We start from the raw sequence: 22,018 nt of genomic DNA, 5'->3' as shown, positions 1-22,018 counted from the left end.
TCCGTCATGGCACAACCCAATCATCGCGGTCACGGTGCGCGCTTGGAAACTTGAGGTATACAATGCGCGCCATCGTGATTTAGCTCAGAAAAGGTGCGTCATGCAGCCCTTCGTAATTGCTCCGTCGATTCTCTCCGCCGACTTCGCCCGCCTCGGCGAGGAAGTGGACAATGTTCTCGCCGCTGGCGCCGACTTCGTCCACTTCGACGTCATGGACAACCACTACGTACCCAACCTGACCATCGGTCCGATGGTTTGCGCGGCGTTGCGCAAGTATGGCGTGACCGCGCCGATCGACGCGCACTTGATGGTCAGCCCGGTGGATCGCATCGTTGGCGACTTCATTGAGGCCGGCGCCACCTACATCACCTTCCACCCGGAAGCCACGCTGCACGTTGATCGTTCGCTGCAACTGATCCGTGAAGGCGGCTGCAAATCCGGTCTGGTGTTCAACCCGGCGACCCCGCTGGACGTGCTCAAGTACGTGATCGACAAGGTCGACATGGTCTTGCTGATGAGCGTCAACCCGGGCTTCGGCGGGCAGAAATTCATTCCCGGCACCCTCGACAAACTGCGCGAAGCGCGGGCGATCATTGATGCCTCGGGCCGCGACATCCGTCTGGAAATCGACGGCGGCGTCAACGTCAACAACATCCGCGAAATCGCGGCCGCTGGCGCTGACACGTTTGTCGCCGGCTCGGCAATCTTCAATGCGCCGAACTATCAGGAAGTCATCGACAAGATGCGCTCCGAACTGGCGCTGGCTCGCCCATGAGCGGGTTTGAGCAGCTGTTCCCGGGAAAACTGCCACGGCTGGTGATGTTCGATCTGGATGGCACGCTGATCGACTCGGTTCCGGACCTGGCAGTCGCGGTGGACAACATGCTGCTCTCACTTGGCCGCCAACCGGCGGGCGTCGAAGCGGTGCGCGAGTGGGTGGGCAACGGCGCGCCGGTATTGGTGCGCCGCGCGTTGGCCGGTGGCATTGATCATTCGGCGGTAGATGACGTCGAGGCCGAGCATGCGCTGGAAGTGTTCATGGAAGCCTACGGTGCCAGCCATGCGCTGACCGTGGTTTACCCCGGCGTGCGCGATACTCTCAAGTGGCTGCAAAAGCAGGGCGTGGCCATGGCGCTGATCACCAACAAGCCGGAGCGATTCGTCGCGCCGCTGCTCGATCAGATGAAGATCGGCCGCTACTTCAAGTGGATCATCGGCGGCGATACCTTGCCGCAGAAGAAACCGGATCCAGCCGCGCTGTTCTTCGTGATGAAAATGGCCAATATCCCGGCCTCGCAATCATTGTTCGTCGGCGACTCGCGCAGTGACGTGCTGGCGGCGAAAGCGGCGGGGGTCAAGTGCGTGGCGCTGAGTTATGGCTACAACCACGGCCGGCCGATTGCCGAGGAATCCCCGGCGCTGGTGATCGACGATCTGCGCAAGTTAATTCCCGGTTGCCTCGGTACGGCCGCTGAGATAACGTTGCCCGACGCTTCTCAATCCCCTTCTGGAAACGCCATCGTGGTGGTCACTCGCAAACTCTGGATGAAAGTCATCAAGGCCCTGGCCCGCTGGCGTTGGCGCGCCTGACTTGTTCCTGGCCGGCTTGCCGGCGCGTTTGCATACCTGACTGATTTGCCCCTCACACCACGAGGCACCTTATGATCCGCGAAGAATTCCTGCGCTTGGCCGCTGACGGCTACAACCGCATTCCGTTGGCCCGCGAAACCCTGGCCGACTTCGACACGCCGCTGTCGATCTACCTGAAACTGGCCGACCAGCCCAACTCCTACCTGCTCGAATCGGTGCAGGGTGGCGAGAAATGGGGCCGTTACTCGATCATCGGCCTGCCGTGCCGCACCGTGCTGCGGGTTCACGACCATCACGTGAGTATCACCGTTGATGGCGTCGAGACCGAAAGCCACGACGTCGAAGACCCGTTGGCCTTCGTCGAAACCTTCAAGGCGCGCTACAACGTGCCGACTATCGCCGGTCTGCCGCGTTTCAACGGTGGTCTGGTCGGTTACTTCGGTTACGACTGCGTGCGTTATGTCGAGAAGCGCTTGGGCAAGTGCCCGAATCCGGATCCGCTGGGCGTGCCGGACATTCTGTTGATGGTTTCCGACGCCGTCGTGGTGTTCGATAACCTCGCCGGCAAGATGCACGCAATCGTGCTGGCCGACCCTGCGCAGGCGGATGCCTTCGAACAAGGTCAGGCGCAACTGCAGGCGCTGCTGGAAAAACTGCGCCAGCCGATCACGCCGCGCCGCGGCCTGGACTTCAGCAAGCAGCAATCGGCTGATCCGGTGTTCCGTTCGAGTTTCACTCAGGACGATTACGAAAAAGCCGTCGGCACCATCAAGGAATACATCCTGGCCGGTGACTGCATGCAGGTTGTGCCGTCGCAGCGCATGTCGATCGACTTCAAGGCGGCGCCAATTGATCTGTACCGCGCGCTGCGTTGCTTCAACCCAACGCCGTACATGTACTTCTTCAACTTCGGCGACTTCCACGTTGTTGGCAGTTCGCCGGAAGTGCTGGTGCGCGTTGAAGACAACCTGATCACCGTGCGTCCGATTGCCGGCACTCGTCCTCGTGGCGCGACCGAAGAAGCGGATCTGGCGCTGGAAGAAGATCTGCTGTCGGATGACAAAGAGATCGCCGAGCACTTGATGCTGATCGACCTCGGTCGTAACGACACCGGTCGCGTTTCGGAAATCGGTTCGGTGAAGCTCACCGAGAAAATGGTCATCGAGCGTTATTCCAACGTGATGCACATCGTCTCCAACGTCACCGGCCAGTTGAAAGAAGGGCTGACGGCGATGGACGCACTGCGGGCGATTCTGCCGGCTGGCACTTTGTCGGGCGCACCGAAGATTCGCGCGATGGAAATCATCGACGAACTGGAGCCGGTCAAGCGTGGCGTCTACGGCGGTGCGGTCGGTTACTTTGCCTGGAACGGCAACATGGACACCGCGATTGCCATTCGCACCGCAGTGATCAAGAACGGCGAACTGCACGTGCAGGCCGGTGGCGGTATCGTCGCCGACTCGGTGCCGGCGCTGGAATGGGAAGAGACCCTGAACAAACGCCGCGCGATGTTCCGCGCAGTGGCGCTGGCCGAGCAAACCCCGGACTAACCATGGATCTTCCCTGTGGGAGCGAGCTTGCTCGCGAAAGCGGTGTGTCAGTCAACATTAATGGCGACTGATACACCCTCTTCGCGAGCAAGCTCGCTCCCACATTCGATTTGTGTGTGGCCATAAAAAAGCGGCGCCTGTGAGGGCGCCGCTTTTTTTTGCCTGCGGTTTAGAAGTCCAACACAACCCCGACGTTAACGCCTTGCTGGGTAAAATCATCATCCTTGCGCAACGAATACCCGCCGCGCAGCGCCAGATCAGCCGTCAGTTTGTGGCTGACGCCCAGACTCAAGCGATTCAAATGACTCTGTGGCGTATAGCCTTCAAGTTTGAAGTCATTCGCCGGCAAGGTATTGAGCGCGATGTTGACCTTCTGCACGTCATCTTCGTACTCACGCTCATGAGCATATTCGCCGAACACCTGCGTTTGCGGGGTGATGTTGTATTTGCCCTGCAAGCCCAACCCCAGGCGTTTCGAATCGCGAGTCTGATCATCGAAGGTCAGCGCAGTAGCTCGGTTGCTCTTCTCTGAATAACCATCGACATCGACGCTGGCGTAGTCAGCGCTGACGAATGGCGACAGGTGCCACTCGCTGCCCGGTTGGGCAATGTCATAACCGACACGGGCGCTGAAGGCCCAGAGGCTACCGTCGGTGTCGCCTTTTTCAGCCCCTTCGCTGACGCCCAGATCGAACTTGCGCTTGAGGTTGTCGTAGTCGAGTTTGCCGCCGGTCAACGCCGCATCAGCCCACCAGCGGTTTTGCTGGTACTGGGCAAATGCAGTGGCCATGTAGCTGTTGAGTTTGTAGTCCGAGTCGTTATGGCCCGCTTCCAGATTCTGCCGGTAGAAACCGCCTGCCACACCGATGCGCCAGGCTTCATTCAAGCGATAGCTGCCGCCAACGTTGAGGTTGTAACCGCTGCCATCGGCGCTGACGCCGCTGCTCTGGCTGTCGACATCCAGATGCTGGCCACCCGCCGAAACAATGGCGCGCCATTGGCCGACCGCTTGCCAGTTTTCCCAGTCCGCTTGCCATTGGTTGCGCAGTTCATCCTGATGCGCGCGCAGCGTGGCGTGGGCCATTTCCGGTAGCAGCGTCAGTTCCCACGGTGCGGCGAGCAGGGAATAGGCATAGTCGGAGATCAGCTTTTGCCCCGCTTCGGTCGGGTGCACGCCGTCGTTGTAAATCAGCTTGGTCGGATCCGGCGTTGCACTGTTGATCCCGTAACGAGCGTTTGCGGTGCAACCGCTGCCACTGAAGCAGGTCGCGGTCAGGTTCTGATCGGTCGCGAGGCCAAAGCGTCCCGGGTCGGCAAACACTTCCGACAGCAGCACCGGAATGTTCAGCGGAATGATTTCGGCGTTGATGCCTTGCAGACGAGTGACCAACTGGCTGTTGAACTGCGTGGCGAGTTGGCTGCTGAAGGCTTGCAGCGGCGTACCGTTGATGGCGGGCGTCAGGCCGACGTCAGGCAACAGCCAGACCATCACGTATTTGGCGCCGGCGGTTTGCAGGGTCTGCACACTGTCGGCCAGTCGATCCGCGGCGGCGTTGGCTTGCGGCAGGCTGAGAATACGGCCTTGCAGGAAGTCGTTACCGCCGCCGGAGATGTAATACAGTGCATTCGGGTCGGCGCGGAAGCCGTTCGAGGGCAGGTAACCGGCACGGGTGCGTTCACCGGTGGCGGATTGCGTGGTGATCGAGTCGAGGATCTGGTCGGTGCGATAACCGCCTACCGCCCAGTTGTTGCCGTCCGGCAAACCTTCGTTGGCGCGCACCGCCGAGCTGGAAGAAGCGGTCTGATCCGCTGTGTAGCCCAGGCGCCTGCCGAGCAATTGCGTGGAGTTCAGCGAGCGCAGCTCACCGCTGCCATCCAGATACACCGGTCCCGTCCGGTTGGTGTAGCGTTGAGTGGCGCCGGCCGGGCCGCCAGTGTCGGTAAAAGTCCCGGCATCGTTCAGGCTGTCGCCGAAAACAATAAAACTCGAATAGGGATTGGGTGCAGCATTGGCCTGAGCAAAAGCCAGTGCGAGCAGGCAGCCAGCCAGCGGTACAAACAACGTCTGTTTGATCATGAGCAAGTCCGTTTATTTATTGTTGTAGGTGAACGAAACGACAGTACCAAAAACTCCCGGCGTTTTGCCATCGGTCGCGAATCCTCCCCCGGTTTTATCTCCCGCAGCCCCGGCCATATTGCACGCTCCGCCCAGCTAAGTTACTGTGCCGGAACGTATGAACGAGACCTTCCCCGTGTTGATCACCAGCAAACTCCTGGATCAAGTCATCAAGGCACACGCCCGCTGGCGTTGGCGCGCCTGAATCTTTTCTGCCGGCCCCGCCGGATCTGTATCGCTTTGCCTTCCTTGCCTGTTTGAAATGCCGCTGTGCCGACGCGTCTTCCTGCGTCCGACATCGTGCAGCGCCCTGCGGGCAAGTGATCTGAAGGCTGTTTTCAAATCAGAATTCAAGAGGTTCGACACGCCATGTTGCTGATGATCGACAACTACGACTCCTTTACTTACAACGTTGTGCAGTACCTCGGCGAGCTGGGTGCCGAAGTCAAGGTTGTGCGCAACGACGAGCTGACCATCGCCGAAATCGAAGCCCTCAAGCCTGAGCGCATCGTGGTTTCCCCTGGTCCGTGCACGCCGACCGAAGCCGGCATCTCCATCGAAGCCATCAAGCACTTTGCCGGCAAACTGCCAATCCTCGGCGTCTGCCTCGGCCACCAGTCCATCGGCCAGGCCTTCGGCGGCGACGTAGTGCGCGCCCGGCAAGTGATGCACGGTAAGACTAGTCCGGTATTCCATGAGGACAAGGGCGTTTTCGCTGGCCTGAATCATCCGCTGACCGTTACCCGTTACCACTCGCTGATCGTCAAGCACGACACTTTGCCCGATTGCCTGGAGCTGACCGCATGGACCCAGCACGATGACGGTTCGGTCGACGAAATCATGGGCCTGCGTCACAAGACCCTGAACATTGAGGGCGTACAGTTCCATCCCGAGTCGATCCTGACTGAGCAGGGCCATGAACTGTTTGCCAACTTCCTCAAACAAACCGGCGGCACGCGCTAAGGACTTCCCATGAATATCAAGACAGCCCTGAGCCGTATCGTCGAGCACCTCGATCTCAGCACCGAAGAAATGCGCGATGTGATGCGCGAAATCATGACTGGCCAATGCACCGATGCGCAGATCGGCGCGTTCATGATGGCCATGCGCATGAAGAGCGAGAGCATCGACGAGATCGTCGGTGCCGTGTCGGTGATGCGTGAGCTGGCCGATCAAGTCGAACTGAAAACCCTCGACGGCGTGGTCGATGTGGTTGGCACCGGCGGTGATGGCGCAAACATCTTCAACGTGTCGACGGCTTCTTCGTTCGTCGTCGCGGCAGCCGGTTGCACCGTGGCCAAGCACGGCAACCGCGCAGTCTCGGGCAAGAGCGGCAGCGCCGACCTGCTGGAAGCTGCCGGCATCTATCTGAACCTGACGCCGGTGCAGGTCGCCCGTTGCATCGACAACGTCGGCATCGGTTTCATGTTCGCCCAGACCCACCACAAAGCCATGAAGTATGCCGCCGGCCCACGCCGCGACCTCGGCCTGCGTACGCTGTTCAACATGCTCGGCCCGCTTACGAATCCGGCCGGTGTGAAGCATCAGGTAGTGGGCGTGTTCACTCAGGCACTGTGCCGGCCATTGGCTGAAGTGTTGCAGCGTTTGGGCAGCAAGCATGTGCTGGTGGTGCACTCGAAGGACGGCCTGGACGAGTTCAGTCTCGCCGCACCGACCTTTGTCGCCGAGCTGAAGAACAACGAAATCACTGAATATTGGGTCGAGCCCGAAGATCTGGGCATGAAGAGCCAGAGCCTGCACGGTCTGTCGGTCGATGGCCCGGAAGCATCGCTGGCGCTGATCCGCGATGCTCTCGGCAAGCGCAAAACCGAAAACGGCCAGAAAGCCGCCGAAATGATTGTGCTTAACGCTGGCGCTGCGCTGTATGCCGCTGACGTGGCCAGCAGTTTGAAACAGGGTGTCGAGCTTGCGCACGACGCGCTGCACACCGGTCTCGCTCGGGAAAAACTCGAGGAGCTGGGTGCCTTTACCGCGGTATTCAAAGTGGAGAATGAGGGATGAGTGTACCGACGGTTCTGGAAAACATTCTGGCTCGCAAGGTTCAGGAAGTCGCCGAGCGTAGCGCTCGCGTCAGCCTGAGCGAGCTGGAAAGTCTGGCCAAGGCGGCCGATGCACCCCGTGGTTTTGCCCAGGCATTGCTGGCGCAGGCGAAGAAAAAACAGCCTGCGGTGATTGCCGAAATCAAAAAGGCTTCGCCGAGCAAAGGCGTGATCCGCGAGAACTTTGTTCCGGCCGACATCGCCAAAAGCTACGAGAAGGGCGGGGCGACCTGTCTGTCCGTACTGACCGATATCGATTATTTCCAGGGCGCCGATGCTTATCTGCAACAGGCCCGTGCCGCGTGCAGCCTGCCGGTGATTCGCAAGGACTTCATGATCGATCCGTATCAGATCGTCGAAGCCCGTGCGCTGGGCGCCGACTGTGTGCTGTTGATCGTTTCCGCCCTGGATGACGTGAAAATGGCCGAGCTGGCCGCTGTCGCCAAAAGCGTCGGTCTCGATGTGTTGGTTGAAGTGCACGACGGCGATGAACTGGAGCGCGCGTTGAAAACCCTCGACACGCCTTTGGTCGGTGTCAACAACCGTAACCTGCACACCTTCGACGTCAGCCTCGAAGTGACGCTCGATCTGTTGCCGCGTATTCCGCGCGATCGTCTGGTGATCACCGAGAGCGGCATTCTCAACCGTGCCGATGTCGAGCTGATGGAAATCAGCGACGTGTATTCGTTCCTGGTCGGTGAAGCGTTTATGCGCGCCGAGAACCCTGGCACTGAATTGCAGCGTCTGTTTTTCCCGGAGCGTGGCACTTCCATCAGCGGTTCGACCCTCGACTGACCGAGTTGGCCTCATTCGCGAGCAGGCTCGCTCCCACATTGGAATGCACTTCCCCTGTGGGAGCGAGCCTGCTCGCGAAGAGGCCCTCAAAATCCCTAAAGATTCCAGATCTGCCGGAGCCCTCAATGTCGCTGCCCACCCCCCTGACCATCGAAGCCGGCCTGCAAGCCGAACAGGATTTGCTGGCCTCGGTCTGCGCCGGCGACTCTGAATTCGGCCTGCTGTTCTGGCAACCCAGCGATCGCGCCCTGGTTATGCCACGCCGCCTCAATCGTCTCCCCGCATTCGACCACGCCTGCGAAGTCTCCGCTGCCGCCGGCTGGCCAGTCCTGCTGCGTGAAACCGGCGGCGAGCCCGTCCCGCAATCCGCCGCCACCGTCAACATCGCTTTGGTCTACGCACCACCGCGCAGCGAAGGCGATCTGAACCGTATCGAAACCGGCTACCACCGTCTCTGCGATCCGATCTGTCAGTTACTGGATGAATTGGGTGGCACATCATCGTTAGGCGAAATCGACGGAGCATTCTGCGACGGTCGTTTCAACGTCAATCTCGACGGCCGCAAAATGGTCGGCACCGCCCAGCGCTGGCGCCAGAGTCAGGGCGGACAGCGCCCGGTCGGTCTGGTGCACGGTGCGATGCTGATGGATAACGAGCGCGAATCGATGGTCGCCGCGGTCAATCGCTTCAACGAAGCGTGTGGCCTGGAGCAGCGGGTGAGGGCGCAAAGCCACATCGCCCTGCATGAGAAATTCAACGCGCCACAGGCTTTGGCGCGTCTCGATGAGCTGTTTCGTCTGATGCTGGCGCAGATGTACAGCGCCTGATATTCGGGCTTAGCGCGTACCGAAGACCACCATGGTCTTGCCTTTCACATCGACCAGGTTGCGTTCCTCAAGATCCTTGAGCACGCGACCGACCATCTCCCGCGAGCAACCGACAATCCGGCCGATTTCCTGACGGGTCACCTTGATCTGCATACCGTCAGGGTGGGTCATCGCATCGGGTTGTTTGCACAGTTCCAGCAGACAACGCGCAACTCGACCGGTGACATCGAAGAACGCCAGATCGCCAACCTTGCGCGTGGTATTGCGCAGACGTTGTGCGATTTGTCCGCTGAGCACGTAAAGAATGTCTGGGTCCTGCTGCGACAACTCGCGGAACTTGGCGTAGCTGATTTCCGCCGTTTCGCATTCGACCTTGGCGCGCACCCAGGCGCTGCGTTCCTGTTCTTGACCCGCTTGCTCGAACAGGCCCAGCTCACCAAAGAAATCTCCAGCGTTGAGGTAAGCGATGATCATCTCGCGACCATCGTCATCCTCGATCAGGATCGTGACCGAGCCTTTGATGATGAAGTACAGCGTGTCCGAGCGATCGCCGGCACAGATGATGTTGCTCTTGGCCGCATGGCGACGGCGCTGGCAATGCATCAACAGCTTGTCGAGATTCTTGATTTTGGGTGTGGGGGTAATAGCAACCATGGTTGTATCCCGAAAAGACTGCACGGTGATGTTTGATTTTTTTATGAGGCGCTGAAGGCGGTCGCTGCACAGCTGACATGGGCGCCAGCGAATTGGCGCCAGCTTAACAGACACTTCGTCGAAAATTCGAGAAATTACCTACGTCGCGAAGGCATCCGTCCTAGGATCTGCGCTCGCTGTCAGGCCGGGACGCTGTGCTAAGCTGGCGACCCTTTTTTCTACAGTGGAGTCTTGGCGATGAAGGCACGCATCCAATGGGCTGGCGAAGCCATGTTCCTCGGCGAATCCGGCAGCGGTCATGTCGTGGTGATGGACGGTCCACCGGACGCCGGTGGTCGTAATCTGGGTGTTCGCCCGATGGAAATGCTCCTGCTGGGCGTTGGCGGTTGCAGCAATTTCGACGTGGTCAGCATTCTGAAGAAGTCCCGCCAGGCTGTTGAAAGCTGCGAAGCCTTCCTTGAAGCAGAGCGCGCGACCGAAGATCCGAAGGTGTTCACCAAGATTCATATGCACTTTGTGGTCAAGGGCCGTGGCTTGAAAGAAGCCCAGGTCAAGCGCGCCATCGAGTTGTCCGCCGAGAAGTATTGCTCGGCCTCGATCATGCTCGGCGCGGCCGGCGTCGCAATCACCCACGACTACGAAATCGTCGAACTCGGTTGAACCGACATTCAACTATCATAAAAGCAGTGCAGACTCTGGCGATCCCCCGCTGACGTCTGCATAATGCGCCACTTTTTTCAGGGCAGTGATCGGTCAATCGATGGGTCAGCCGCCTGAACAGATAACCAAAATCGCCATCGCGAAGAGGTGTTAACCGTCCTACGCAGGTGCGTTGTTCGCACTTGACGGGCATGCTTGATCACGCGGCTGCGCCGCATACATAGAGAGTTTTTAACGGTGAAAAGCAAACTCAAGCTCCACGGGTTCAATAACCTGACAAAGACCTTGAGCTTCAACATCTATGACATCTGCTACGCGGAAACCCCGCAAGACCAGCAGGCTTACGTCGAGTACATCAATCAAGAGTACAACGCGAAACGCCTGACGCAGATTCTCACAGAAGTTGTCGAGATCATTGGTGCCAACATCCTGAACATTGCCAGTCAGGACTATGAACCTCAGGGCGCCAGCGTCACGATTCTGATTTCTGAAGAGCCGGTAACCCCGACTGAAAGCCAGATCGAAGAATCGCCGGGCCCGTTGCCCGAAATTATCCTGGCCCACCTCGACAAGAGCCACATCACGGTGCACACCTACCCGGAAATCCATCCGGACGACGGTATTGCAACGTTCCGTGTGGACATCGACGTGTCGACTTGTGGTGTCATCTCACCGCTGAAAGCGCTCAATTTCCTCATTCACCAGTTCGATTCGGACATCGTGACTGTGGATTATCGTGTGCGTGGCTTCACTCGTGACGTTGAAGGCAACAAGCACTTCATCGACCACGAGATCAATTCGATCCAGAACTACCTCTCCGAAGACACTCGCGACGCGTATCAGATGACCGACGTGAACGTGTACCAGGAAAACCTGTTCCACACCAAAATGCTGCTGAAGAACTTCGAACTGGATAACTACCTGTTCGGCGACGCCACCAGCAACCTGTCCCCCGAGCAGCGTGCTCAGGTGACCGATCGGGTGAAACACGAAATGCTCGAAATCTTCTACGCGCGCAATATGCCGACCTAAGATTCCCGGGTACAAAAAAAGGCGACTGTCTCACGACGGTCGCCTTTTTCATGCCTGAAACAAAGACCCCTGTGGGAGCTGGCTTGCCAGCGATGGGGCCCTTTCTGGCAATACAACTCTCAAATCCGATAAGTACTCTTGGTCATCACCTTAGCCAGAATACTCATCCCGAACTTCACCGGTGCCGGAAAACGAAACCCCCCAGCCTCCAGCGCACTCTCCGCATGATGTTCCTCATCAATGCGCATCTGCTCGAGAATCGCCCGGGACTTTTCGTCCTCGGCCGGCAACTGTTCCAGATGCTCGTTCAGATGCTTGCACACCTGATGCTCGGTCGCCGCGACAAACCCGAGGCTGACCTTGTCGCTGATCAATCCGGCCACCGCGCCAATCCCGAACGACATCCCGTAAAACAGCGGATTCAAAACGCTGGTATGGCTGCCCAACTGGTGAATGCGTTGCTCGCACCAAACCAGATGATCAATTTCTTCTTCGGCAGCGTGCTCCATGGCCTCGCGTACCTGAGGTAGCTTGGCAGTCAACGCCTGCCCCTGATACAGCGCCTGGGCGCAGACTTCACCGGTATGGTTGATGCGCATCAGACCGGCAACGTGGCGGGTGTCCTCGTCGCTCATTTGCGTTTCCGGTTGCAGAATCGCCGGCGACGGACGGTACGGCTGGCCACTGAAGGGCAGCAGGGTACGCATCGCGGCATCGGCTTGCAGCAGAAGACGGTCAATCGGCGAGTAGTGACGTTGGGTAGTCATGCTGACCTCCGGGAAGAATCTCGGCGGCCAGTTTAACCGAATCGGCCGGGGAAGGTTTGCGCTGGGTCATTTGCTGCGCGGTCATGCTTTTTTGTGGGAGCGAGCCTGCTCGCGAAAGAGTGGTGTCAGGCACTGAAATGTTGAGCGTGCCGACGTCTTCGCGAGCAGGCTCGCTCCCACAGGGGGCTTGGCTCAACCCGGTGGCCAGTTCATCTGGCGTTGACCGAGTACGTGCATATGAATGTGGTAGACAGTTTGCCCACCCTTCTCATTGCAGTTCATCACCACGCGGAAACCTTCCTCGCAGCCCAGTTCCAGCGCCAGACGCTGCGCAGTGAAGAGGATATGCCCGGCCAAAGCCTTGTCGTCTTCGGTCAGGTCATTGAGGGTGCGCACCGGTTTTTTCGGGATCACCAGGAAATGCACCGGTGCCTGAGGGGCGATGTCGTGGAACGCCAGAACCTGGTCGTCCTCGTAAATGATCTTGGCCGGGATTTCCCGGTTGATGATCTTGGTGAACAGAGTATCCACTGCTGTTTTCTCCGTTGTTTGGGCTGGTCTGAGTGTACGCAGGGCGGCTTATCCCGCCCAGTGTTTTACCTGTAGGGCATTTCAGCGCGGGCAGTAAGCCTTGTTGACCATGCCGACAATGGTGCGATTAAGCCAGCGCGAACCGAGTCGCGGCAAAAAGGCGAACCAGCGGTTGCGGCGTCCCGGAATGATGATCGCCCGGTTATTATCGAGGGCGCGCACGGTGTACAGCGCGACTTCCTCGGGGCTCATCAGCAATTTGCTGTCTTTGAGTTTGTCGCTGTTCAGTTGCGCCGTACGGAAAAATGCCGTGCGTGTCGGGCCGGGGCAGAGCACCGAAACCTTCACAGCACTCTGTTTTAGCTCAACTCGCAAGGCTTCGGAGAAGTGCAGCACATACGCCTTGCTGGCGTAGTAAGTGCTCATCCATGGGCCGGGATTGAACGCGGCCACCGAGGCGACATTGAGAATCTGCCCGCCACCCTGCAACGCCATGCTGTTGCCAATGGCGTGGCAGAGACGGGTGAGGGCGAGGATGTTCACTTCGATCAGATCCTGCTCGGTCATCCAGTCCTGCGCGAGAAACGGGCCGCAGGTGCCGATGCCGGCGCAATTGACCAGCAAGTCGATCTGCCGGTCACCTTCTTCCAGTTCCAGCAGGAAGCCGGACAGACGCAATGGCTCGCCCAGATCGCAGGCGCGGAACAGCACTTCTACGCCAAAGCGTTGAGTCAGCTCTATTGCAATACTTTCCAGCTGATCACGCTGTCTTGCCACCAGTATCAGGCTGCGGCCACGCCGGGCCAGTGCTTCGGCCATCGCCAGGCCGATGCCGCTGGAGGCGCCGGTGATCAGTGCGTAACGGGTCATGCAATTCTCCATCGCAACAGCTCCGCGCCGGCGACGCGGGTGTCACGGCGGGGAGCGCTGTTCATTCTTTCGCAGAGTCTACAGGGGCCTGCGCCGCTTCGGCTGCCTCGTCGGCGGAATCCGCAGGCGCTTCGACCTCTACTTCGACTTCATCAGTGGTCACCGAGCCACTTTCGTAGCTGCTTTCCAGATTGCTTTCGTATTCCTGCTGGATGGCGGAAATTCCGCCGAGCATGCCGCCGGCGAACACCAGCGCGAAGAACACGATCCACAGGGAGCACAGCACTTTCACGGCGGTACTGTTGGGCGGCGGAGGAGGGCCATAGCGATTGGCGCCGGTATTGCCCGGTACGACCATGATCACGAGCGGGAAGAAGCTGCCCACGAATGGCACCAGGTTCAGTAGCCAGAGCCAGCCCGACCAACCGATGTCGTGCAGCCGCTGAACGCTGAACAGAATGCTGACAATCAGGAAAGCGATAAACAGGAAGAACGCGAAGATCCCGCCGATGATCAGGCCGGTGGTGGAGTCGCCCGCGACCAGCCCCAAAGCCAGCAGGGCGAACACGCCGACAATGGGCAAGGTCACCAGGCTCAGGACCATTGTCCACGCGAGAAAACGCAAGCGCCCGATTCGGCCTTCGACGCTGAACGGCTTGAGCGTGGCGAACGCCGGCAGACTCTCGCCGACGCTGGCACGAGGTGGCGCGTAAGGCGAGTCAGGTTCCGCGACAACCGGAACATGCTCATGAACATCGGCCAGATTCAGCTCGATGGCTGTTTCCGTTTCGATCCGCGCTGCGATCCCGGTTTTGTTAAGTGCCTGCAGGTACGTTTGAGCATCACTGTGGGAGAGATCGCGCTTGAGTGCGACGACGCTGCCATTGAAAAGCCGTTCAATGGCGGCCACATCGCTTTTGAACAGATCCGCCAGATTGAGTTTGGCTGTGGTGATATCGACACCGGGCTGTAGAGCACCGTCGAACACGATCTTGTAACGGGGTTCGCTCATGGCCGAGGCATCCTTGTCGCGAAAAAATCAAAAGTTCAGCAGTGTAAGGCCAGTCCGCTGGGGCTGGCCTGATTTTTCTTAGCGTGGCCAGCGTTGTGGTAGCTGGGCTGCGCGTTCCTGTGCCTGGCGATACTCGGCATCCAGCCGTGCGATCAATTGATCCACACTCGGCAGGTCATCGATCTGCCCTACGCCCTGGCCGGCCGACCACACGGTTTTCCAGGCTTTGGCTTCATCGCTGATCGGCTTGAGCTTGTCACCGAAATTCACTTCGCCTTTGCCTTGCAGAGCGGCCATATCGAAACCGGCCGCCTCCAGGCTCTGGCGCATAAAGCTCGCAGGCACTCCCGAGACTGCTGGAGTATGGATGATGTCGGACGCCTTGGCTGTCAGCAGCATCTCCTTGTAGGCGTCGGGCGCATGACTTTCTGTAGTGCCGATAAATCGCGTACCGAAGTAGGCCAAATCCGCGCCGAGCAGCTGCGCGGCGAGAATCTCATGACCGTGGTTAAGACATCCTGCAAGCAGCAGGGTTTTATCGAAGAACTGGCGGATCTCGGCGATCAGCGCAAACGGACTCCAGGTTCCGGCATGCCCCCCGGCGCCGGCCGCTACGGCGATCAAACCGTCGACACCCGCCTCGGCCGCTTTCTCTGCATGTCGGCGAGTGGTGACGTCATGGAACACCAGGCCGCCATAGCTGTGCACCGCGTCGACCAACTCCTTTACCGCGCCGAGGCTGGTGATGACGATCGGCACTTTGTGCTCGACGCAGATATTCAGATCCGCCTGCAAGCGCGGGTTGCTGTTGTGCACGATCAGGTTCACCGCATACGGCGCCGGGTTGTCCAGTGTCGCCAGACCCGCTTCGATCTGTTCCAGCCAGGCTTTGAACCCGCTGCTTTCGCGCTGGTTCAAGGCTGGAAAACTGCCGACCACGCCATTGCGGCAGCAGGCGAGCACCAGCTCAGGGTTGGAAATCAGAAACATCGGCGCTGCTACTACAGGCAGACGCAGGCGTTGTTCGAGCAAAGCGGGCAGCGACATTATGGATACCCCAAAGAACTGTAGTTGTTGAAGTTAGAACGGCTTGACCACGACCAGAATTACGATAGCCAGCAATATCAGAACCGGCACTTCATTGAACCAGCGATAAAAGACATGGCTGCGGGTGTTTTCGCCACGGGCAAAACGTTTTACTTGAGCGCCGCACATGTGGTGGTAGCCGATCAGCAAGACGACGAGGGTCAGTTTGGCGTGAATCCAGCCACCCATGCTGAAGATGCTCGGGTTTAGATAGATCAACCAGCCACCGAAGATCAGTGTCGCGATCATCGCCGGGCCCATGATGCCGCGATACAGCTTGCGTTCCATGATGCTGAAGCGTTCTTTGCTGAGCGTGTCTTCGCTTTGCGCGTGATACACGAACAGACGCGGCAAGTAGAACAGCCCGGCAAACCAGCAAACGATGCTGACAATGTGAAAAGCTTTGATCCATAGATAGAGCATTTTTAGTTATTCCAGGTTCACGGTAAGCCGGATAGTAGAGGCTTGAGCGTCCGCGCGTCACCTTGACGGTTGTCGCAGGCGCGCGCGGCCCCTATTATCGACGGCTTTCCAGTGGGTTCTTTGAGGGCAGGTTATGGTCAAGGTCGGTATCGTCGGCGGCACGGGTTACACCGGTGTCGAACTGCTGCGTCTGTTGGCGCAGCATCCGCAGGCAGAAGTGGTTGTCATCACTTCCCGATCCGAGGCCGGTCTGGCCGTGGCTGACATGTACCCGAACCTGCGCGGCCACTACGACGGCCTGGCCTTCAGCGTGCCGGACATCAAGACCCTCGGGGCTTGCGACGTGGTGTTCTTCGCCACGCCGCACGGTGTCGCGCACGCATTGGCGGGCGAATTGCTGGCAGCGGGCACCAAGGTGATCGATCTGTCGGCGGACTTCCGCCTACAAGACGCTGAAGAGTGGGCCAAATGGTACGGTCAGCCGCACGGCGCACCTGAACTGCTGGATGAAGCGGTTTACGGTCTGCCGGAAGTCAATCGCGAGCAGATCAAGAAGGCCCGTCTGATTGCGGTGCCGGGTTGCTATCCAACTGCAACGCAGCTGGGTTTCCTGCCGCTGCTTGAAGCCGGTCTGGCCGATGCTTCGCGCCTGATCGCCGATTGCAAATCCGGTGTCAGCGGTGCCGGTCGTGGTGCGGCTGTAGGTTCGTTGTACTCCGAAACGTCGGAAAGCATGAAGGCCTATGCGGTGAAAGGTCACCGCCACCTGCCGGAAATTCGTCAGGGGCTGCGTCGTGCAGCGGGTAAGGACGTTGGTCTGACCTTCGTTCCGCACCTGACCCCGATGATCCGTGGCATACATTCCACGCTCTACGCGACGGTGGTTGATCGCTCAGTGGATCTGCAAGCGTTGTTCGAGAAGCGTTATGCCAACGAACCGTTCGTCGACGTGATGCCGGCCGGCAGCCATCCGGAAACCCGTAGCGTGCGCGGCGCCAACGTTTGCCGTATCGCCGTTCACCGTCCGCAGGATGGCGATCTGGTGGTGGTGCTGTCGGTGATCGACAATCTGGTCAAGGGCGCGTCGGGCCAGGCGGTACAGAACATGAACATCCTGTTCGGGCTGGACGAGCGCTTCGGTCTGTCCCACGCGGGTATGCTGCCGTAACACTTTAAGCTGCATAGCAAAAAGGCCCGTTAGACGGGCCTTTTCGCATTGTGAACAGCTCGTCGGCTTTATTGATATACCGTAACAATAGTTGACCGATTTTCTCGGAGAAGCGGATAATGCGCGTCATCACGCATTATGGCGGCGTAACGCCGGGAGATAGTCAGCATGAGCGTCGAATCCTTCACCCCCACGGCTTTGCAATTCACCCACGGTGCCGCGCACAAGGTGAAGAGCCTGGTCGATGAAGAGGGGAATGATCGCTTGAAGCTGCGCGTATTCGTTACGGGCGGCGGTTGTTCAGGGTTTCAGTACGGTTTCACCTTCGATGAGGATGTGGCCGAGGACGACACCATCGTCGAGCGCGAAGGCGTGAGTCTGGTGGTGGATCCGATGAGCTTCCAGTACCTGGCCGGTGCTGAGGTGGACTACCAGGAAGGTCTGGAAGGTTCGCGCTTCGTGATCAAGAACCCGAACGCCACCACGACGTGTGGTTGCGGGTCTTCGTTCTCGATCTGATCGCGCCGCGCTTCAGATAACAAAACGCCGCAGAGCCTTACGATTCTGCGGCGTTTTGCTGTGTGCGATTTAATCAGGCCGGGTAGATGGCGCCGAGTACCCGAAGGCCGCGTGCGCCGGTAACGCTTGGGCGGTTGGCGGCGATGCCTTCGAGGCAGCAATGGGCGAGCCAGGCGAAGGCCATGGCTTCAACCCAGTCCGGATCAACGCCATGAGTGGCAGTGCTTGCGACTGTTGCGTTTGGCAGCAGGTCGGCCAGACGCTTCATCAGTGTAGCGTTGTGTGCGCCGCCGCCGCAGACCAGGAGTTCCTGAGTGTCGGATTGAGCGCTTTGCAGCGACTCGATGATGGTCAATGCGGTCAGTTCAAGCAACGTGGCCTGCACATTCTCAGCAGCAAAGGTTGGCAGGCGTGAAAGGTGTTGTTCCAGCCATGGCAGGTTGAACACTTCGCGGCCGGTGCTTTTTGGTCCTTTGGTGACGAAGAACGGATCGCTGAGCAGTGACTGCAACAGGGTTGGCTCAATAGCGCCTGATTTCGCCCAGTCGCCATTGCGGTCGTAGTTTTCGCCGCGCTGCTGCTGAATCCAGGCGTCCATCAGCACATTCCCAGGGCCACAGTCGAAACCGGCTACAGGCTTGGTCGGCTCTATCAGACTCAGATTGCTGAAACCGCCGACATTCAGTACTGCCTGATTACCGGTACGCTCTTCGAACAAAGCTTCATGGAAGGCCGGAACCAGAGGAGCGCCTTGGCCGCCGGCAGCGACATCGCGGCTGCGGAAGTCGCTGACCACGGTAATGCCAGTCAATTCGGTGAGCAGGGCAGGGTTGCCGATTTGCACAGTAAAGCCGCGCGCCGGTTCGTGGCGAATGGTCTGGCCGTGGCTGCCGATCGCACGAATGGCTTCAGGTTTGAGTTGCTGTCGGTCGAGGAGAGTATGAATACCCTGCGCGGCGAGCTTCACCCAGTGTTGCTGGGCAATCGCCGATCGGGCGATTTCGTCAGGGCCGCTGGCGCACAAGCCAAGCAGCTCGGCGCGCAGGGATTCAGGCATGGGAATGTAGTGCGTGGCGATCAGTTTGATCGCCGAGGTCTGTTCGATCAGAGCAATGTCCAGACCGTCGAGACTGGTTCCGGACATCACACCGATATAAAGAGCCATGACTTAACGCTTGCTCGAAGCCAGCATGGTGGCCTTCTCTTGATCCATGCGCGCCATCAGCGGTTGGCTCTGTGCGAGGAAGCGAGCGCGCTCGGCCTTGGCAATCGGATCAGCCATTGGCAGCTTTTGGCCCAGCGGGTCGACGTGAACACCGTTGACCTGGAACTCATAGTGCAAGTGCGGCCCGGTGGACAGCCCGGTGGTGCCGATGTAACCAATCACCTGGCCCTGTTTCACGGTACCGCCAGTCTTCACGCCCTTGGCAAAGCCTTGCATGTGGCCATACAGCGTGCGGTAGGTATTGCCGTGCTGGATGATCACGGTGTTGCCGTAGCCACCACGACGCCCGGCGAGCAGCACTTTACCGTCACCGGCAGCCTTGATTGGCGTGCCGCGTGGCGCAGCGTAATCAACGCCTTTGTGGGCGCGGATTTTGTTGAGGATCGGGTGTTTGCGGCCCATGGAGAATTTCGAGCTGATGCGGGCGAAGTCCACTGGTGTACGGATGAACGCCTTTCGCATGCTGTTACCGTCAGCGGTGTAGTAGCTGCTGTTGCCTTGTTTATTGGTGTAACGCACGGCGGTGTACGTCTTGCCGCGATTGGTGAAGCGGGCGGAGAGGATAGGACCATTGCCGACTGCTTTGCCGTTAACCACTTTCTGCTCGTAGATCACATCGAATTCGTCGCCTTGGCGGATGTCCTGAGCGAAGTCGACGTCGTAGCCGAAAACGCTGGCCATATCCATGGTCAGGCTGTGAGAGAGGCCTGCGCGGGCGGCGGACTGCGACAGCGAACTGTTGATTACGCCGTGTACATAAGCCGTGCGGACCGTAGGTTTGGCCGTTACCCGGTTGAACGCATAACCCTTGTCGTTCTTGGTCAGGGTGATGGTTTCGACGTCACTGACCTTGCTGTGCAGGCTGGTCAACTGGCCTTCAGGATTGAGTTCGAATTCGAGCTTCTGGCCGTGCTTCAGTTGGCTGAACTGCTTGGCTTGTTTGTCGCTGGCCAATACTTCATGCACGGCAGCGGCCGGGAGACCGACCTTTTCGAAAAGGGTAGACAGCGTATCGCCCTTCGAGACGATGACTTCGCGATGACCGGGAGCTTTTGGTTTTTCAGCAACCAGAGCAGGTGTCGGCGCGGCTTCAGCCGTTTCGGGGGTGTTTTCGTCCGCGTTTTCGATCTGGGCAAACGGTGAGGCTACTGGCTCATTTGTGGCTTGAGCGGCATCAGCAGCGTCTTGATCTTGTGTCAGTTGTTCAGCAGGACTTTCCAGTTCAAGGCTCAGGGTCGTCTTTTTGGCTTCAACATCACTGGAAGGGAATACCAGTAGCGCCAGGCTGAGAAGGGCAGCGATTCCACTTGCGGCGAGCAGGTGGGTCTTCGGGTAAAGCGGAGGCGCTTTAGACGGTTCTGTGGTCATAAGTAATTTTGACTTTGAAAAATGATGAATTGGAAAAGATGAATGACATGATGAAGATGAAATAACTGTATAAAATATAACCAAATCATCTCTGAAGCAAGTCTACAGACACCACGTCTGTGGATTGGTGTCCGTGCGCCGGGCAAAACTTGTAATTGGTGCGCGATCTTGTATGGTTGGTTCCCTTTGAATCTGAGCCTTGCGGGTCTGTTATGAAGTCGGTTGAAGAGCAGCTAGCGCTGATTAAACGTGGTGCGGAAGAACTATTGGTCGAGTCCGAGCTGATCGAGAAGCTCAAGCGCGGCCAGCCGCTGCGTATCAAGGCTGGTTTTGATCCAACCGCTCCGGATCTGCATCTGGGTCATACCGTGCTTATTAATAAGCTGCGTCAGTTCCAGGAACTGGGGCATCAAGTCATCTTCCTTATAGGTGACTTCACCGGGATGATTGGCGATCCGAGCGGCAAGAGCGCCACGCGTCCTCCGCTGACTCGCGAGCAGGTTTTGGAAAACGCTGAGACCTACAAGACTCAGGTGTTCAAGATTCTTGATCCGGCGAAAACCGAAGTGGCGTTCAACTCCACCTGGATGGATCAGATGGGGCCGGCGGACTTCATTCGTCTGACTTCGCAGTACACCGTTGCGCGCATGCTTGAGCGTGATGACTTCGATAAGCGCTACACCACCAATCAGCCAATCGCTATCCACGAATTCCTCTATCCGCTGGTTCAGGGATATGACTCGGTTGCACTGCGCGCTGATGTCGAGTTGGGCGGCACCGATCAGAAGTTCAATTTGCTGATGGGGCGTGAGCTACAGCGTGGTTATGGTCAAGAGGCTCAGTGCATTCTGACGATGCCGCTGCTTGAAGGTCTGGATGGCGTGAAGAAGATGTCCAAGTCGTTGGGCAACTATGTCGGCATTCAGGAAGCACCGGGCGTTATGTACAGCAAGCTGGTTTCGACTCCGGATGCGTTGATGTGGCGTTACTTCGAGCTGCTGAGCTTCCGCTCGATGGATGAGATCAATGCGCTGCGTGCTGATGTAGAAGCGGGTGCCAATCCACGTGACGTCAAAATCAAGCTGGCCGAAGAGATCGTTGCGCGCTTCCATGGTGAGGAGGCTGCGGCCAATGCTCATCGCGCTGCGGGCAATCGCATGAAAGACGGCGAGCTGCCCGATGACCTGCCAGAGATCGAGCTGGCTTCCGCTGAAGACATGCCGATTGCAGCTGTCCTTAATAAGGCGGGTCTGGTGAAGAACTCGGCGGCGGCGCGCGACCTGTTGGCATCCGGTGGCGTGCGCGTTGATGGTGAGGTGGTTGATCGTTCCTTTATATACGTACTGGGCGCTACCCACGTTTGCCAGGCTGGCAAGAAGGCGTTTGCACGTATTACGCTGAAATCCGAGTAAAACTGAAAATAGGTGTTGACGGCGAATTTCAGATGTCTATAATTCGCCCCACTTCCGGCGCAGTCGAAACGGAAAACTCCTTGAGATTCAAAGAGTTATGTAGGTTTCGACAGTGGGGCGCTTCAGTTCATCGAAGCCAAAAGGAAGTTGAAAAAGAGGTGTTGACAGCAGCGTGTAACGCTGTAGAATTCGCCTCCCGCTGACGAGAGATCGGAAGCGCAAGTGGTTGAAGTTGTTGAAGAATTCTTCGAAAACTTCTGAAAATAATCACTTGACAGCAAATGAGGCTGCTGTAGAATGCGCGCCTCGGTTGAGACGAAAGATCTTGACCAACCGCTCTTTAACAACTGAAT

Annotated in this window: 22 protein-coding genes; 12 read left to right on the top strand and 10 right to left on the bottom strand. The window is 58.3% G+C overall.

All coding sequences use genetic code 11. The annotated features are described in order from the left end of the window. Positions 1 to 100: 100 nt before the first annotated feature. The 3 genes from rpe to trpE all read left to right on the top strand — a co-directional run bounded on the left by rpe (position 101) and on the right by trpE (position 3,140). The gene (gene rpe / locus ACZ0A4_RS21220) at positions 101 to 775 is read left to right on the top strand and encodes a ribulose-phosphate 3-epimerase (RefSeq protein WP_007918813.1); all 675 of its coding nucleotides are present in this window, start codon (positions 101 to 103) and stop codon (positions 773 to 775) included. Further along, positions 772 to 1,590: a phosphoglycolate phosphatase gene (locus ACZ0A4_RS21215; RefSeq protein ID WP_463576260.1), complete on the top strand. Its 819-nt coding sequence runs from the start codon at positions 772 to 774 to the stop codon at positions 1,588 to 1,590. The genes rpe and ACZ0A4_RS21215 overlap by 4 nt, the downstream gene beginning before the upstream one ends. A gap of 71 nt (positions 1,591 to 1,661) precedes the next feature. Continuing rightward, on the top strand, positions 1,662 to 3,140 hold the full coding sequence (gene trpE / locus ACZ0A4_RS21210; protein ID WP_463576259.1) for an anthranilate synthase component I: 1,479 nt from the start codon (positions 1,662 to 1,664) through the stop codon (positions 3,138 to 3,140). Between the two features lie 169 nt (positions 3,141 to 3,309). Here trpE and estP read toward each other — a convergent pair whose 3' ends face one another. After that, positions 3,310 to 5,217, bottom strand: a complete 1,908-nt coding sequence (gene estP, locus ACZ0A4_RS21205) for an esterase EstP (protein ID WP_463576258.1) — start codon at positions 5,215 to 5,217, stop codon at positions 3,310 to 3,312. Between the two features lie 408 nt (positions 5,218 to 5,625). Here estP and ACZ0A4_RS21200 point away from each other — a divergent pair, with 408 nt between their 5' ends. The 4 genes from ACZ0A4_RS21200 (at position 5,626) to ACZ0A4_RS21185 (ending at position 8,938) form a co-directional block, all read left to right on the top strand. Then, complete coding sequence (locus ACZ0A4_RS21200; RefSeq protein ID WP_095050324.1) at positions 5,626 to 6,219, top strand: aminodeoxychorismate/anthranilate synthase component II; 594 nt, start codon at positions 5,626 to 5,628, stop codon at positions 6,217 to 6,219. Positions 6,220 to 6,228: 9 nt separating this feature from the next. Beyond that, positions 6,229 to 7,278, top strand: coding sequence for an anthranilate phosphoribosyltransferase (trpD, locus tag ACZ0A4_RS21195; RefSeq protein ID WP_463576257.1), 1,050 nt, complete (start codon positions 6,229 to 6,231; stop codon positions 7,276 to 7,278). Beyond that, positions 7,275 to 8,111: an indole-3-glycerol phosphate synthase TrpC gene (trpC, locus tag ACZ0A4_RS21190; RefSeq protein WP_463576256.1), complete on the top strand. Its 837-nt coding sequence runs from the start codon at positions 7,275 to 7,277 to the stop codon at positions 8,109 to 8,111. Before trpD ends, trpC begins: the two co-directional genes overlap by 4 nt. Positions 8,112 to 8,236: 125 nt before the next feature. Further along, the gene (locus tag ACZ0A4_RS21185; protein ID WP_463576255.1) at positions 8,237 to 8,938 is read left to right on the top strand and encodes a lipoate--protein ligase family protein; all 702 of its coding nucleotides are present in this window, start codon (positions 8,237 to 8,239) and stop codon (positions 8,936 to 8,938) included. 9 nt (positions 8,939 to 8,947) lie between these two features. Here ACZ0A4_RS21185 and crp read toward each other — a convergent pair whose 3' ends face one another. Then, positions 8,948 to 9,592, bottom strand: a complete 645-nt coding sequence (gene crp, locus ACZ0A4_RS21180; RefSeq protein WP_008088598.1) for a cAMP-activated global transcriptional regulator CRP — start codon at positions 9,590 to 9,592, stop codon at positions 8,948 to 8,950. 237 nt (positions 9,593 to 9,829) lie between these two features. On the opposite strand from crp, the gene ACZ0A4_RS21175 reads away from it, so the two are divergent. Both ACZ0A4_RS21175 and speD read left to right on the top strand, forming a co-directional pair. Beyond that, positions 9,830 to 10,252: an OsmC family protein gene (locus tag ACZ0A4_RS21175; RefSeq protein WP_003228794.1), complete on the top strand. Its 423-nt coding sequence runs from the start codon at positions 9,830 to 9,832 to the stop codon at positions 10,250 to 10,252. Positions 10,253 to 10,489: 237 nt separating this feature from the next. Next, positions 10,490 to 11,284 carry an adenosylmethionine decarboxylase gene (speD, locus tag ACZ0A4_RS21170; protein ID WP_016983471.1) on the top strand — a complete coding sequence of 265 codons (795 nt, stop codon included), beginning with the start codon at positions 10,490 to 10,492 and terminating at the stop codon, positions 11,282 to 11,284. Positions 11,285 to 11,403: 119 nt separating this feature from the next. Here speD and coq7 read toward each other — a convergent pair whose 3' ends face one another. The 6 genes from coq7 to hemJ all read right to left on the bottom strand — a co-directional run bounded on the left by coq7 (position 11,404) and on the right by hemJ (position 15,973). Next, positions 11,404 to 12,051 carry a 2-polyprenyl-3-methyl-6-methoxy-1,4-benzoquinone monooxygenase gene (coq7, locus tag ACZ0A4_RS21165; protein ID WP_034155106.1) on the bottom strand — a complete coding sequence of 216 codons (648 nt, stop codon included), beginning with the start codon at positions 12,049 to 12,051 and terminating at the stop codon, positions 11,404 to 11,406. A gap of 192 nt (positions 12,052 to 12,243) precedes the next feature. Then, positions 12,244 to 12,582 (bottom strand): histidine triad nucleotide-binding protein, encoded by a 339-nt coding sequence (locus ACZ0A4_RS21160; RefSeq protein ID WP_003228789.1) that lies wholly within the window; start codon positions 12,580 to 12,582, stop codon positions 12,244 to 12,246. An 81-nt stretch (positions 12,583 to 12,663) separates the two neighbouring features. Beyond that, complete coding sequence (locus ACZ0A4_RS21155; RefSeq protein ID WP_463576254.1) at positions 12,664 to 13,452, bottom strand: SDR family NAD(P)-dependent oxidoreductase; 789 nt, start codon at positions 13,450 to 13,452, stop codon at positions 12,664 to 12,666. Between the two features lie 61 nt (positions 13,453 to 13,513). Further along, positions 13,514 to 14,464, bottom strand: a complete 951-nt coding sequence (locus ACZ0A4_RS21150) for a DUF805 domain-containing protein (RefSeq protein WP_463576253.1) — start codon at positions 14,462 to 14,464, stop codon at positions 13,514 to 13,516. Between the two features lie 78 nt (positions 14,465 to 14,542). Beyond that, entirely contained in the window at positions 14,543 to 15,511 is a 969-nt protein-coding gene (locus ACZ0A4_RS21145) for an NAD(P)H-dependent flavin oxidoreductase (protein ID WP_137217343.1), read from the bottom strand. Positions 15,512 to 15,544: 33 nt separating this feature from the next. Continuing rightward, a complete protein-coding gene (hemJ, locus tag ACZ0A4_RS21140) occupies positions 15,545 to 15,973 on the bottom strand; it encodes a protoporphyrinogen oxidase HemJ (RefSeq protein ID WP_141129718.1) in 429 nt (142 codons plus the stop codon). 133 nt (positions 15,974 to 16,106) lie between these two features. Here hemJ and argC point away from each other — a divergent pair, with 133 nt between their 5' ends. Continuing rightward, positions 16,107 to 17,141, top strand: a complete 1,035-nt coding sequence (gene argC, locus ACZ0A4_RS21135; protein ID WP_016983465.1) for an N-acetyl-gamma-glutamyl-phosphate reductase — start codon at positions 16,107 to 16,109, stop codon at positions 17,139 to 17,141. A gap of 168 nt (positions 17,142 to 17,309) precedes the next feature. Continuing rightward, the gene (gene erpA / locus ACZ0A4_RS21130; RefSeq protein WP_008077999.1) at positions 17,310 to 17,660 is read left to right on the top strand and encodes an iron-sulfur cluster insertion protein ErpA; all 351 of its coding nucleotides are present in this window, start codon (positions 17,310 to 17,312) and stop codon (positions 17,658 to 17,660) included. Between the two features lie 73 nt (positions 17,661 to 17,733). Here erpA and ACZ0A4_RS21125 read toward each other — a convergent pair whose 3' ends face one another. Next, on the bottom strand, positions 17,734 to 18,825 hold the full coding sequence (locus tag ACZ0A4_RS21125) for an anhydro-N-acetylmuramic acid kinase (protein ID WP_463576252.1): 1,092 nt from the start codon (positions 18,823 to 18,825) through the stop codon (positions 17,734 to 17,736). Positions 18,826 to 18,828: 3 nt separating this feature from the next. After that, the gene (locus ACZ0A4_RS21120) at positions 18,829 to 20,253 is read right to left on the bottom strand and encodes a peptidoglycan DD-metalloendopeptidase family protein (protein ID WP_463576251.1); all 1,425 of its coding nucleotides are present in this window, start codon (positions 20,251 to 20,253) and stop codon (positions 18,829 to 18,831) included. 212 nt (positions 20,254 to 20,465) lie between these two features. Between ACZ0A4_RS21120 and tyrS the strand changes: the two genes are divergently transcribed. Next, on the top strand, positions 20,466 to 21,665 hold the full coding sequence (gene tyrS, locus ACZ0A4_RS21115) for a tyrosine--tRNA ligase (protein WP_463576250.1): 1,200 nt from the start codon (positions 20,466 to 20,468) through the stop codon (positions 21,663 to 21,665). Positions 21,666 to 22,018 lie beyond the last annotated feature (353 nt).

It is taken from the genome of Pseudomonas sp. AC172, assembly GCF_979258595.1.
The sequence above is the reverse complement of the archived record's forward strand: the minus strand, read 5'-3'. Positions and strand labels throughout refer to the sequence as shown.